Source organism: uncultured Stenotrophomonas sp. (genome assembly GCF_963519925.1).
In the GTDB taxonomy this organism is placed as follows: domain Bacteria; phylum Pseudomonadota; class Gammaproteobacteria; order Xanthomonadales; family Xanthomonadaceae; genus Stenotrophomonas; species Stenotrophomonas maltophilia_AE.
Genome location: NZ_CAUQPH010000105.1, coordinates 1 through 13394, shown reverse-complemented (window position 1 = coordinate 13394; position 13394 = coordinate 1). Strand labels below are relative to the sequence as shown.

The following is a 13394-nucleotide window of genomic DNA, read 5'->3' as shown; positions in this document are numbered from 1 at the left end:
GCGTGCCCTGCTCGCCCTGCCCGAACCGCGCGCGCTCGCCCGCGCCCTGGCCTGGCTGGAACACCCCGGTCGCCACCTGCTCGCGGCCGGCGATGCCGACTACCCGTGCCTGCTGCGCGAGCTCGACACCGCGCCGTTGGCCTTGTTCATTGCCGGCGACCCTGCCGCGCTGTGGCATCCGGGCGTCGCCGTGGTGGGCAGCCGCACGCCCTCGCCCAGCGGCGCCGAGCTGGCGGCGGAATTCTCCGCCGCGCTGGCCCGCAGCGGCCTGGCCGTGTTCAGCGGGCTGGCCGCAGGGGTGGATGCGCGCGCCCACCAGGCGGCACTGGATACCGCCGGCGGACGCACCGTGGCGGTGGTGGCCACCGGCTTGGACCTGGCCTACCCGCCGCACCACGCCGACCTGCAGGCCCGCGTTGCCGAACACGGTGCGGTGGTGAGCGAATACCCGCCCGGCACCCCGGCGCGCCCGGGCCAGTTCCCGGCCCGCAACCGGATCGTGGCCGGGCTGACCCTGGGCACGTTGGTGATCGAGGCGGCTCTGCGCTCGGGGGCGCTGATCACCGCCCGGCTGGCCGCCGAGGCCGGGCGCGAGGTGTTCGCCCTGCCCGGCTCGGTCCGCAATCCGCGCTCCCGCGGCTGCCACCGGCTGATCCGGGACGGCGCGCAGCTGGTCGAGGACCCGGCCGAGGTGGTCGCCGGGCTCGGCGGGATGGCCGCCCGGCTGGGCCAGGCCTTGCGTTCGCGCCTGGGCGCCCCCACTGAACAGGCACGGCCAGCACCGACTGCCGCCTCCCCCTCTCTCCCACCGGACTACCAGCGCTTGTGGAACGTCCTGGATGAAAACCCAACGGGTATGGATTCATTGATCCAGCGCAGCGGATTGACGGCAACGCAGCTGTCGGCCATGCTGCTGATCATGGAACTGGATGGAAAGGTGGTTGCCAGGCATGGCCGCTACTGTCGAAAACCCTAGTTTCTTCACCTCCACAGCGTCGTCGACGCAGGCCGAGGGGCAATGAAAGAGAGCATTCTGGATGTCCTGCTGTACCTGTTTGAACACTATTTCAGCGAAGACGCGGACATCGTCCGTGATCGCGATACCCTCCAGAACAGCCTGATACAGGCCGGCTTCAGCCCCACCGAGATCAACAAGGCGTTCGACTGGCTCGATGCCCTGGCCGAACAGCGGCCGGCGGTCAGCGTGGCCCGGGTCGACGGTCCCGTGCGCATTTTCCATGGTCCGGAGCTGGACAAGCTCGACGTGGAAGGCCGCGGCTTCCTGATGTTCCTGGAACAGCACGGCATCCTGGACGCCAACCAGCGCGAGCTGGTGCTGGACCGGGCCATGGCCCTGGACCAGGACGAACTGGACCTGGACGACCTGAAGTGGGTGGTGCTGATGGTGCTGTTCAACCAGCCCGGCGCCGAAGCCGCCTACGCCTGGATGGAAACCCAGATGTTCGTGGACGAACCGGAACCGCTTCACTGACCGTACACTGGGCGCCTTGCGCATTCAGGGGAATGGATAGTGAGCCAGTGGTTCTATGCAGAAGGAAATCGTCAGCAGCGCGGTCCGCTGGCGTCTGAAGAGTTGATCGCGCTGTACCAGTCCAGCCGCATCGCGCTGGACACGCTGGTCTGGCGCGACGGGCTGCCGCAGTGGCAGCCCCTGGGCAGCGTGGCCGACGAGCTGGGCCTGGTGATCGCACCGCCGCCGGCCGTCGAACCTGCCCCGGACGCACCGGTGCTGGAGCCGGCCGTGCCGACCCCGCCGCGCATTCCCGGTTTCGATACGCCTGAACCGCGCAACGCAGTGCCGGGCCCGGCGCCCGCCTATGCCGCCTCACCCGCGTACGCCCGTATCGCGCCCCCGCCGAAGAAGACCTCCGGCTGCCTGGTGATCGGGCTGGTGCTGGGCATCGGCTTCCTGGTGGTCATGGGCATCCTCGCCGCAATCGCGATTCCTGCCTACAACGACTACCTGCATCGCGCCAAGGTGGCCAATGCGGTGGGCATCGTGTCGCAGTTGAAGAACCAGGTCACCGTGTTCGCGATGGACACCGAGCGCTGCCCGGTCAACGGCGACGACGGCTTCCAGAGCCCCACCTCCTATGCCGCCGAGTACGTGGGTGCGGTGCGCATCGGCCGCTTCGGCGAAGACAAGTGCGGCATCGAAATGGAGTTCTCGGTGCCGGACAAACGCGCGCTGGATGGCAAGATGCTCTGGTTCGAGTACGACATGCAGAGCCAGGAGTGGACGTGCAGCAGCGATCTGGACACGAAGTACGTCCCGGCGCAATGCCGCGGCTGAGCCGCATCTTCACAATTTACGGATGAATCCAGAAGGGGAAGTACGCAATGACTGAGTGGTATTACGCCGAAGGCCAGCAGCGCCAGGGCCCGTTGCTGGCCGAAGAGCTGCGCCAGCGCTTCCAGCGCGGCGAGATCAGCCTCACCACGCTGGTCTGGCGCGAAGGCTACCCGCAGTGGAAGCCGGTGTCCGAAGCGGTGGACGAACTGCAGCTGCAGAACCTGACCAGCGCGAGCGAAAACCTCGGCAGCGGTTTCGACCTGCGCGGTGACTACAGCGCCATCGACAACGGCACTGCGCCGCTTCCCGGTACCGGTGGTGGCACCTACTCGCCGTACACCGCGCCGGGCGCAACCGACAGCTACGGCAGCGCCGTGGTCACCGGCGGCGAGGTGGTCTATGCCGGCTTCTGGAAACGCTATGCGGCGTACTTCCTGGATTCGGTCGTGGTCGCCATCATCAACGTCCCGGTCAGCCTGGTGTTCAACCTGATCGGCGCGGCCAGCGGCAACGAGACCCTGGCGGTCGTGCTGAGCATGGTGGCGATGCTGGGCGGCTTCGTGATCGGCATCGGCTACTACGCCGGCTTCCACGCCTCCAAGGGCGGTGCCACCCTGGGCAAGATGGCCGTCGGCATCAAGGTCGTGCGCAGCGATGGTGAGCGGATCACCTTCCTGCGCGGCGTCGGCCGCTACTTCGGCTTCATCCTGAGCAGCCTCACCCTGATGATCGGCTTCATCATGGCCGCCTTCACCGAGCGCAAGCAGGCGCTGCACGACATGCTGTGCGACACCCTGGTGGTGGACAAGTGGGCCTTCACCGAAAATGCCGGCTTCCAGGAACGCGGACTGGGTACGGTGACCATCGTGATCCTGGTCATCAGCGGCATCCTGACCGTGGCCAGCATCGCGCTGGTGATCGCCATGTTCGGGGTGATTGCCTCCACCATGTCCTGAGCGGCCCTCACACCCGGCCGCTTGACATGGGCGGCCCCGGCGTGATTCCTCTTACAGGCGCAAAACCTGAACGCCCGGCGCATAACCGGGCGTTCAGTTTATGGAAATCGACGGCTGCCCTTCACTAATGCGGCCTTTTGCTCCACCCTAGCGCCCTCCCCCGGGCTGCTGCCCACAGAAATCAACGACATGCCCAAGCACCTGCTCATCGTCGAATCGCCTGCCAAGGCCAAGACGATCAACAAATACCTCGGCAAGGACTTCACCGTCCTGGCCTCGTATGGGCATGTGCGCGACCTCGTCCCCAAGGAAGGTGCGGTCGACCCCGACAACAACTTCGCGATGCGCTACGACCTGATCGACAAGAACGAGAAGCACGTCGATGCCATCGCCAAGGCTGCCAAGGGCGCTGACGACATCTTCCTGGCCACCGACCCGGACCGCGAAGGCGAGGCGATCAGCTGGCACATCGCCGAGATCCTGAAGGAACGCGGGCTGGTCAAGGACAAGCCGATGCAGCGCGTGGTCTTCACCGAGATCACTCCGCGTGCGATCAAGGAGGCCATGAACCACCCGCGCGCCATCGCCAGCGACCTGGTCGATGCCCAGCAGGCGCGTCGCGCGCTGGATTACCTGGTCGGCTTCAACCTGTCACCGGTGCTGTGGCGCAAGGTCCAGCGCGGCCTGTCCGCCGGCCGCGTGCAGAGCCCGGCGCTGCGCATGATCGTGGAGCGCGAGGAAGAGATCGAAGCCTTCATCGCCCGCGAGTACTGGAGCATCGATGCCGCCTGCGCGCATCCCTCGCAGCATTTCAATGCGCGCCTGATCAAGCTGGACGGGCAGAAGTTCGAACAGTTCACCGTGACCGACGGCGACACCGCCGAAGCCGCCCGCCTGCGCATCCAGCAGGCCGCGCAGGGCGCGCTGCATGTCACCGACGTGGCCAGCAAGGAGCGCAAGCGGCGCCCGGCGGCACCGTTCACCACCTCCACCCTGCAGCAGGAGGCCTCGCGCAAGCTGGGCTTCACCACCCGCAAGACCATGCAGGTGGCGCAGAAACTGTATGAAGGCGTGGCCATCGGCGACGAAGGCACGGTGGGCCTGATCTCGTACATGCGTACCGACTCGGTCAGCCTGTCGCAGGACGCGCTGGCGGAAATCCGCGACGTGATCGCCCGCGACTACGGCATTGCCGCGCTCCCGGACAAGCCCAATACCTACCAGACCAAGTCCAAGAACGCCCAGGAAGCGCACGAAGCGGTACGCCCGACCTCGGCCCTGCGGACCCCGGCGCAGGTCTCGCGTTACCTCACCGACGACGAGCGCAAGCTGTACGAGCTGATCTGGAAGCGCGCCGTGGCCAGCCAGATGATCCCGGCCACGCTCAATACCGTCAGTGTCGATCTCTCTGCCGGCAGCGAGCACGTGTTCCGCGCCAGCGGCACCACCGTGGTGGTGCCCGGCTTCCTGGCCGTGTACGAGGAAGGCAAGGACAGCAAGAGCGCCGACGACGACGACGAGGGCCGCAAGCTGCCGGCGATGAAGCCGGGCGACCGCGTGCCGCTGGACCGCATCATCGCCGAACAGCACTTCACCCAGCCGCCGCCGCGCTTCACCGAAGCGGCGCTGGTCAAGGCGCTGGAAGAATATGGCATCGGCCGGCCGTCGACCTATTCGTCGATCATCCAGACCCTGCTGTTCCGCAAGTACGTGGAGATGGAGGGCCGCAGCTTCCGTCCGTCCGACGTCGGTCGGGCGGTGTCCAAGTTCCTCTCCAGCCACTTCACCCAGTACGTGGACTACGACTTCACCGCCAAGCTCGAAGACGAGCTCGATGCGGTGTCGCGTGGCGAAGAAGACTGGATTCCGTTGATGGCCCGCTTCTGGGAACCCTTCAACCAGCTGGTGGAAGAGAAGAAGGAATCGGTCGATCGCGCCGAGGCCAGTGGCGCGCGCGAGCTCGGTACCGACCCCAAGACCGGCAAGCCGGTCAGCGTGCGGCTTGGCCGCTTCGGGCCGTACGCAGCCATCGGCAGCACCGCCGAGGACGCCGAGGACAAGCCCAAGTTCGCCTCGCTGCGCCCGGGCCAGTCGATGCACACCATCAACCTGGAAGACGCGCTGGAGCTGTTCCTGATGCCGCGCGCGCTGGGTGAGGACAAGGGCGAGGACGTCAGCGTGGGCATCGGCCGCTTCGGCCCGTTCGCCAAGCGCGGCAGCACCTACGCCTCATTGAAGAAGGAAGACGACCCCTACACCATCGACCTGGCCCGCGCGGTGTTCCTGATCGAAGAGAAGGAAGAGATCGCCCGCAACCGGATCATCAAGGAATTCGACGGCAGCGAGATCCAGGTATTGAACGGCCGTTTCGGCCCGTACCTGAGCGACGGCAAGATGAACGGCAAGATCCCGAAAGATCGCGAGCCCGCGTCGCTGACCCTGGCCGAAGTGCAGCAGCTGATGGAAGAAACCGGCAAGCCGGTGCGCAAGGGCTTCGGCAAGAAGGCGGCCAAGAAGGTCGTGGCCAAGAAGGCTGCGGTGAAGAAGGAAGCGGCACCGAAGAAGGCGGCCGCCAAGAAGGCGCCAGCCAAGAAGGCGGCGACGAAGAAGGCCGCAGCAAAGAAAGCGCCTGCCAAGAAGGCGCCCGCCAAGAAGGCAGCGGTCAAAAAGGCCGCCACCAAGAAGGCCTGAGACAGGTAGCGCCCGACCGTTGGTCGGGCGTACACCCGACGCAGCGGAAGGGTCCTGGCAATGAAAGAACTCACCGTAGATACCGCCCCTGCCGCCCTGCGCGCCGGCGCTGTCATCGCCTACCCCACCGAAGCGGTGTGGGGGCTGGGCTGCGATCCGGGCAACCAGGCCGCCGTGCTGAAGCTGCTGCAGCTCAAGCAGCGCCCGGTGGAGAAGGGCATGATCCTGGTGGCTGCCGCGCTGACCCAGCTGGACGGGTGGGTGCAGGTAGACGCCCTGCCGCCAGGGCGCCGCGCCGAAGTGCTGGCCACCTGGCCCGGTGCGCATACCTGGATCCTCCCCGCAGGCCCGCGCGCCCCGCGCTGGATCACCGGCGAACACAGCGGCATTGCCGTTCGGATCAGCGCGCACCCGCTGGTGGCGGCGCTGTCCCGCGCCTGGGACGGGCCGCTGGTGTCCACCAGCGCCAACCTGGCCGGCCGGCCGCCGGCGCGCAGCCGGGACGAACTGGACCCGAACCTGCTGCGCGACCTGGACGGGCTGGTTGACGGCGCCACCGGTGGCCTGGACCAGCCCACCCCGATCCGCGACGCCCTCACCGGCCACGTCCTGCGCACCTGAGCCGCATGGCGTTCTTTGCGCCTGCACAGGCAAGGCGGCACACTGCGGCCATGCGCCCACACCCCGCCCTCCCGCTGTACGTGTTGCTGCTTTGCAGCGCCCCGCTGGCGGCGCAGGACAGCAGCGTGCGTGTCTACCGCTGCGTAGGCAGCAACGGGGCGGTATCGCTGCAGGATGCCCCTTGCCGCGACGGCCGCCAGGAAGTGCGCGAGATGCAGCGGCCGCGCGATCCCGCGCCGAGCGTGGTGCGCAGCGATCGCGCTCCCGCCACGCCGGCGCCTGCCGCACCCGGACGCGAGGTGCGCTACGTGCAGGTGCAGCCACCGCAGCCGATGTACGAATGCATCCGCGACGACGGCAGCCGCTACACCAGCGAAACCAGCGAAGGCAATCCGCGCTGGGTGCCGGTGTGGACCAGCGCATGGCTGCCCGGGCGTGGCCCGGGCGGCGTACGTCCGCCCCCGGGCCATGGACCGGGACCCGGACCACGTCCGCTGCCGCCGATCGCACCGATGGGCAGCGGTTCGGTGACCTCCAGTGGTGGCTCGCTCACGGTTTCCGGCGGTGGTTCGCGCGGCGGCGGCAGCTTCACCGTAGGCAGCGGCAGCACTCAGTGGCAGACCGAAGGCTCGGGCTATCCCGGGACCTACCACGACGTGGTGGTGCCCGGTGGCAACGTACTGGTGCGCGATCAGTGCCACCCCCTGCCGGCCAGCGAAGTCTGTTCGATCCTGCGCGACCGCCGCTGGGAACTGGTGCGGCGCTACAACAGCGCGCTGCAGGGCGAACGCGATGCGATCAGCCGCGAACAGCGTGGCGTGGATGCACGGCTGGACCGCGACTGCAGGTGACACCTGCAGCCGTCGCGGTGTTTCTTGTATCCTGCGCCGATGAAACCCGGCTGGCTCCTGTTGCTGTGCGTGGCGTCGTCGTCGGCCATGGCCGAGGGCGGCATCGTGTTCCGCTGTACCGATGCCGACGACAAGGTGACCCTGCAGGGCAGCCCGTGCCCGGCCGGCAGCCACCAGGTCATCCAGCGCAGCAACGCCGCACCGGCACGTACCGAGGTGACGGTGTCCACCAGCCCCACCCCGTCACCGTTGCCGCAGCCGGCGACCGCGCCGGCGGCGCGGCCCGAACCACCGGCGACCCTGCCGCCGCAGGTGCCCGGCAAGGCCAGGCCGATGGAACGCGACATCTCGGAGGCCTACGTCGTGCCCACCGGTACCGCGATCCTCGACAGTGCCAACCTGCCCAAGCCGGGCGACGAGATACCGGTCGACGGAAAACCGACGTCGCCGCTGCCGGAGATCTACCAGTGCCAGGGCCGGGACGGCGGGCGCTACCTGCATGAGCTCGAGCCCGCGCCACCGCATTGCGAGCTGCTCGCGGTCACCGGCCTGGGCGGCAACACGCCGGTCAATGCCGCCAGCTGCGAAGTGGTGCGCGACGCGTGCGAGCCGATCGCCGAAGATCAGCGCTGCAATGCATGGCAGCAGCGCTTCCGCGACGCGCGCGGCCGCGAGCGCTTCGCCTCGCCCGACAAGGCCGCCGACGCCGCGGCTGAACGCAGCCGCCTGCAGGCGGTGCTGGCCGCGAGCAGCTGCGCCGTACCGGGCTAGGTACGCACCGCTGGTGCGTACGCGTCAGAACCCGTAGCGCAGGAAACCGCCGTCCACCGCGATGCATTCGCCGGTGATGTAACTGGCCGCGGGCAGGCACAGGAATCCCACCGCCGCCGCGACTTCATCGGGCTCGCCAATGCGCCGCATCGGCGTGCGCTCGATCACCTGGTCGTAGTAATCCGGGTCGGAAAGCGGACCGGAGGTGCGGCGGGTGCGGATGTACCAGGGCGCCACCGCGTTGACCCGGATGCCATCTTCGGCCCATTCCACCGCCAGGTTGCGCGTCATCTGGTGCATGGCCGCCTTGGTCATGCCGTATACGGCACCGCTGCGCACGTGGGTGAGGCCGGACACGCTGCCCACGTTGACGATGGCCGACGCCGCGTGGCGCGCCAGCAGGGGATGCGCATAGCGCGACAGCTCGAAGGCCGAGAACAGGTTGGTCTCGAAGATCCCCCGCCATTCGTCTTCGGTGTATTCGGTGGCCGCCTTGGTGATGTTGCCGCCGGCATTGTTGATCAGCAGGTGCAGGCCATCGCTGTGGTCCTCCACCCAGTCCAGGATCTCGCGACGGTCTTCGTCGTCGGACACGTCGGCCGCCAGGCCGTGGATCTCCCGGTCGGGAAAGGCGTCGGCCAGTTCGTCGCGGGCCATTTCCAGTGCATCGGCGTCGCGGCCGACGATCAGCAGGTCGGCACCGAAACCCAGCAACTCGCGCGCGATCGCCAGGCCGATACCGGCACTGGCACCGGTGATCAATGCGGTCTGTCCATCCAGTCGCCAACGATGCGCGCTCACCTGCTTCTCCTGCCCTGGGCCACGGCCCTGTACGTCCTGCGCCGGACACCGCATCCAACGCTGCGGGGAGGATACCGCCCATGCCCGTGCGGCGCACCCCATCACACATGGGCTGGCAAAGCGGTGCGACACTGCGCTTCCCTGGGCTTGCCCGCGAGGTTGCCATGTTGATCCGTATCGTCCTGCCGCTGGCCTGCCTGCTCGCGCTGTGCGGCTGCAACCGGCCGGTGCCGCCGGCACCGGACAAGCCACCCGAACCGCAGGCCACGGCGCTGCGTGACGCCATGCAGCAGCCGCTGGACAAGGCCAAGGCCGCGCGCGATACGCTGGAGAAGGCACCCGACACCCGCGCCGCCGACGAGGTCGAAGCGGGCCGGTAAGGAATAAAAAACCCGGCCTTGGCCGGGTTTTTTTGTTGAAGCGCGTCACCACCAACGGTGGTGACCTACCGGGACGATCGCATCGGGTGGATCACCACCAACGGTGGTGACCTACCGGGACGATCGCATCGGGTAGATCACGACCGTTGGTCGTGATCCGCCATCAGAACCCGCAGAAGCAGTAGGCCAGTGCCTTCACCGGGGCGCTGCCGCGCGGGTCGCGGGCGGCGTCTTCGACGAAGCGCAGCTGGGTGTCCACTTCCGGCATCGACCGGGCCAGCATGATCCGCGCCATGCCGGTTTCGCCCAGCATCCAGGCACCGGCGTGGCTGCCGGCAAAGCCGCTGAGGAACTGTGCGAACGGGGTGGCCGCCTTCTCGATGTAGCGCACGCGCACCTTGTCCGGGCCGCCCAGCTTGGCGCGGTTGGCCGCATCGGCGACGGCGTCCTTGAGGCCGCCGAAAGCATCGACCAGGCCGCGCTCCTTGGCCTGCGCGCCGCTCCACACACGGCCACGGGCGACTTCGTCCACCGCCTCGACCGGCTTGTTGCGTGCATCGGCTACCTTGCCGGTGAAATCGGCATAGCCCTTGTTGATCACCGACTGGATCACCTGGCCCACCGCCGGATCCATCGGACGGGTGATGTCGAAGGCCCCCGCGAAGCGGGTGGTCCCCACGCCGTCGGTATGCACGCCGATCTTGTCGAGCGAACGCGACAGGTTCGGGATCATGCCGAAGATGCCGATCGAACCGGTGATGGTCGAGGGATCGGCATAGATGCGGTCGGCATTCATGCTGATCCAGTAACCGCCCGACGCAGCCAGGTCGCCCATCGACACCACCACCGGCTTGCCCGCAGCCTTCAGCGCCACGACTTCACGGCGGATCTGCTCGGAGGCGAACACTTCGCCGCCCGGCGAATCCACGCGCAGCACCACGGCCTTCACGTTGTCGTCGTCGCGCGCTTCGCGAAGCAGCGCGGAGGTCGATTCGCCGCCGACCCGGCCAGCCGGCAGGTCGCCACCGGCGATCTCGCCCGAGGCCACCACCACCGCCACCTGCGGACGCGAGTCCACCGGCGAGCGACGGAGGTCGAGCTGGGCCAGGTAGCCGTCCAGGTCGATGTTGCGGAAGCCACCGTCGGCGTCTTCGTCGGCCACGCCACGGTCGGCCAGCAGGTCCTCGACTTCCTCGCGGGTCTTCAGGCCGTCCACCAGCTTCTGCTGCAGCGCGAACTTGGCCAGGTCACCACCGGCGGCGGCGATGCCTTCCGGCATCGTGTCGATGCCGGCGGCCAGCTGCGCGGCGTCCAGCTTGCGTGCCTTGGCGATATCGGCCAGGTAGCGCTGCCACACGTCGTTCATCCAGAACAGGTCCGCTTCCTTGGCCTGCGGCGAGGCGGCATCGAGAACATACGGTTCGGCAGCGGACTTGTATTCGCCGACCTTGAACAGATGCACGTCCACGCCCAGCTTGTCCTGCAGGCCGGTGCGGAAGTACTGGCGATAGCGGCCGAGGCCCTCCAGTACCACCCCGCCCATCGGGTCGAGGTAGATCTCATCGGCCTGCGCGGCCAGCAGGTACTGCCACTGGCTCATGTTGTCGCTGTAAGCCACGACCTGCTTGCCGGCGGCACGCACCGCCTGCAGCGAGGCAGCCACTTCGCGCATCGAAGCGAAACCGCTCGGCTGCAGCTTGTCCAGCTGCAGCACCACCCGTTCGATCTTCTTGTCTTCGCGTGCCGCATCCAGCGCACGGAGCAGATCGCGCAGCTGCACTTCCTCGGCGCTGTTGTCGCCAATGGCCTTTGCGAGCGCCCGGCTGACCGGATCCGCACTGAACTGCTCGACCAGGCGGCCTTCCGGCGCGATCACCAGCGAGGTGCGGTCCTGCAGCGCGCGGTTGCTGCTGGCCCCCTTGCCCATGGCCACCACGAACAGGACCAGGATCAGGAACAGCAGGCCGAAGAACAGCAGGTTGAGGATCAGCCTGCGGGTAAAGTTCATCACATCCCACAGCCCGATGAAGAAGCTGGCGACGGGATTGCGACGCACGGGTTGGTTCATGGGGAAAACTCCAATTGGCTTCGTGCCGTGGTACCAGCATAGCCGCTGCCGGACAGGGCGGCATCGGACACAAGTAAGGGGGCCGTCAGGCCGGGTTTATGTGATGGCAGCCGGCAGTCCGTTTCCGACACGACGGCTGCTCACGCGCAGCCGCCATGCCATCAGGATTGCCGCGGCGGTCAGGCCCAGGATCAGGCCCAGCCACATGCCCTGCGGGCCCATGCCCAGGCCCAGGCCCAGCCCGGCCCCGAGCGGCATGCCCAGCCCCCAGTATGAGAACATGGCGATGAACATGGGCACGCGGGTGTCCTTCAGCCCGCGCAGGGCGCCGGCGGAGAGCACCTGGATACCATCGGGGAACTGGAACGCGGCGGCATACAGCAGCAGGGTCGAGGCCAGCGCGGCCACGCCCAGGTCGGCGGTGTAGACGCCGACGATGGCATCGTGCCCGAACAGCAGGACCAGCGCCGACAGCGTCTGCGTGCCCAGGATGATCAGCAGCCCGGCGATGGATGCGCGGCGCACGCCGAGTCCGTTGCCGCTGCCCACCGCATGGCCGACCCGCACGGTGGTGGCTTCGGCCACGCCCATCGGGATCATGAAGCACAGCTGCGCCACGTTGATCGCGATCTGGTGCGAAGCGGCCTCGGTCGCACCCAGGCGGCCGATCAGCAGCGCGGTGGCGATGAACAGCCCGCCTTCCATCAACACGGTGATGCCGATCGGCAGCCCGGTGCGCAGCAGGTCCCAGATCGCCGCCCAGCGCGGCAGCTCCAGGTGCGAGAACAGTTCCAGGTGGGCGAAGCGCCTGGTTTTCCACAGGTAAGCGGCAAAGCACAGTGCCTGGATCCACATCATGGTGGCCGAGGCGATGCCCAGGCCTTCGGCGCCCATTTCCGGGAAGCCCAGCTTGCCGTAGCACAGCACGTAACCCAGCGGCGCCAGCACCAGCAGGCCGCCGAAGCCCAGCAGCATGGTCGGCAGCGTCCAGTGCATGCCTTCGCTGAGGTAGCGCATGCAGAAATACAGCGTGAGCGCCGGTCCACCCCAGCGCACGGCGTGCAGGAACGCGGTCGCGCCGGGCACGATGTCCGGCGCGATGCCGAACGCCGGCAGCAGCGGCGGCACCACCGTGAGGAAGGTGAACATGATCAGGCCCAGTCCCAGCGCCAGCCACAGCGCCTGGCGGAACAGCGGGCCGATCTCGCGCTCGCGTCCGGCGCCATGCAGCTGCGACACCGACGCGGTGAGCGAGATCAGGGTGCCGATCGGGATCAGCATCGGCAGCCACAGCAGGGCCGTGCCGATGGTGACGGCCGCCAGGGTCTGGGTGCCGTGGTGACCGGCGATGACGTTGTCGACGAAGGAAATCAGGCCGGTCGAGATGTGGCCGAGCACCAGCGGCAACGCAAGCAGGCCGGTGGCGCGCACTTCCCGGGAAAGGCGCGGCGTGGAGGTAACGGTAGACATGGGATCACGGAACGCAGACTGCGGCAGCGCGCGGAGGGCACAGGCACCGGGTTGCGGCCGGTCATCTTACGCTTACCGCACTACATTTTCCCGCAGCCAGGCGTCGCGCGCGGCGGGGGCCAGGCCGAGGAACTGGTCGCGCACGCGGTCGCGCTCCTGCGGTGGCGTACGTTGGGCGATCAGGATGAGCTGGGCGAGCTGGCCCTCGTTGAGCTGGCGCAGGGCTGCCAGGGCCGGCTCGCGCTGCGCGGCGGGCAGGTAGCCGAACAGGCCCTGCAGTTTGGGGAAGTGCTGCCCCAGCTGCGGGCCCAGCCGCCAGCCGTCGCGGAAGCGCTGGTCCTGCTGGTCGAAACCCGCACGCAGCGCCTGCTGCTGCGCCGCAGGCAAGGCGGCCACCCGGCGTGCAGCGTCACGAATGCGGGCGCGCTCGGATTCGGGCAGGGCCTGCCACTGCGCGTAGCGGCTGCGCAG

General features: G+C 68.0%; 13 protein-coding genes. 9 read left to right on the top strand and 4 right to left on the bottom strand.

The window, feature by feature from the left end:
• Positions 1-7 precede the first annotated feature (7 nt).
• The 8 genes from dprA to RWO33_RS15315 all read left to right on the top strand — a co-directional run bounded on the left by dprA (position 8) and on the right by RWO33_RS15315 (position 8204).
• The gene (gene dprA, locus RWO33_RS15350) at positions 8-976 is read left to right on the top strand and encodes a DNA-processing protein DprA (RefSeq protein ID WP_314105964.1); all 969 of its coding nucleotides are present in this window, start codon (positions 8-10) and stop codon (positions 974-976) included.
• Positions 977-1018: 42 nt separating this feature from the next.
• Complete coding sequence (locus RWO33_RS15345) at positions 1019-1492, top strand: DUF494 family protein (RefSeq protein ID WP_145479049.1); 474 nt, start codon at positions 1019-1021, stop codon at positions 1490-1492.
• Between the two features lie 39 nt (positions 1493-1531).
• Entirely contained in the window at positions 1532-2314 is a 783-nt protein-coding gene (locus RWO33_RS15340; RefSeq protein ID WP_314105959.1) for a pilin, read from the top strand.
• Between the two features lie 47 nt (positions 2315-2361).
• Entirely contained in the window at positions 2362-3270 is a 909-nt protein-coding gene (locus RWO33_RS15335; protein WP_145479047.1) for an RDD family protein, read from the top strand.
• Between the two features lie 189 nt (positions 3271-3459).
• Complete coding sequence (locus tag RWO33_RS15330) at positions 3460-5961, top strand: DNA topoisomerase I (RefSeq protein ID WP_145479046.1); 2502 nt, start codon at positions 3460-3462, stop codon at positions 5959-5961.
• A gap of 60 nt (positions 5962-6021) precedes the next feature.
• Positions 6022-6582, top strand: a complete 561-nt coding sequence (locus tag RWO33_RS15325) for a Sua5/YciO/YrdC/YwlC family protein (RefSeq protein ID WP_314105956.1) — start codon at positions 6022-6024, stop codon at positions 6580-6582.
• Between the two features lie 50 nt (positions 6583-6632).
• On the top strand, positions 6633-7433 hold the full coding sequence (locus RWO33_RS15320) for a DUF4124 domain-containing protein (RefSeq protein ID WP_314105953.1): 801 nt from the start codon (positions 6633-6635) through the stop codon (positions 7431-7433).
• A 39-nt stretch (positions 7434-7472) separates the two neighbouring features.
• Positions 7473-8204, top strand: coding sequence for a hypothetical protein (locus RWO33_RS15315; protein ID WP_314105950.1), 732 nt, complete (start codon positions 7473-7475; stop codon positions 8202-8204).
• Between the two features lie 24 nt (positions 8205-8228).
• Here the strand turns inward: RWO33_RS15315 and RWO33_RS15310 are convergent, their stop codons facing one another.
• Positions 8229-9005: an SDR family oxidoreductase gene (locus RWO33_RS15310; RefSeq protein ID WP_314105948.1), complete on the bottom strand. Its 777-nt coding sequence runs from the start codon at positions 9003-9005 to the stop codon at positions 8229-8231.
• Between the two features lie 164 nt (positions 9006-9169).
• On the opposite strand from RWO33_RS15310, the gene RWO33_RS15305 reads away from it, so the two are divergent.
• Positions 9170-9385 carry a hypothetical protein gene (locus tag RWO33_RS15305; protein WP_314105945.1) on the top strand — a complete coding sequence of 72 codons (216 nt, stop codon included), beginning with the start codon at positions 9170-9172 and terminating at the stop codon, positions 9383-9385.
• Positions 9386-9548: 163 nt separating this feature from the next.
• Here RWO33_RS15305 and sppA read toward each other — a convergent pair whose 3' ends face one another.
• From sppA to RWO33_RS15290, 3 genes are all read right to left on the bottom strand, one after another.
• Positions 9549-11453: a signal peptide peptidase SppA gene (gene sppA / locus RWO33_RS15300; protein ID WP_314105944.1), complete on the bottom strand. Its 1905-nt coding sequence runs from the start codon at positions 11451-11453 to the stop codon at positions 9549-9551.
• A 96-nt stretch (positions 11454-11549) separates the two neighbouring features.
• Positions 11550-12923 (bottom strand): MATE family efflux transporter, encoded by a 1374-nt coding sequence (locus RWO33_RS15295; RefSeq protein WP_314105942.1) that lies wholly within the window; start codon positions 12921-12923, stop codon positions 11550-11552.
• A 72-nt stretch (positions 12924-12995) separates the two neighbouring features.
• Positions 12996-13394: DUF3106 domain-containing protein (locus RWO33_RS15290; RefSeq protein WP_314105939.1), on the bottom strand; the 399-nt coding region annotated here is incomplete at its 5' end.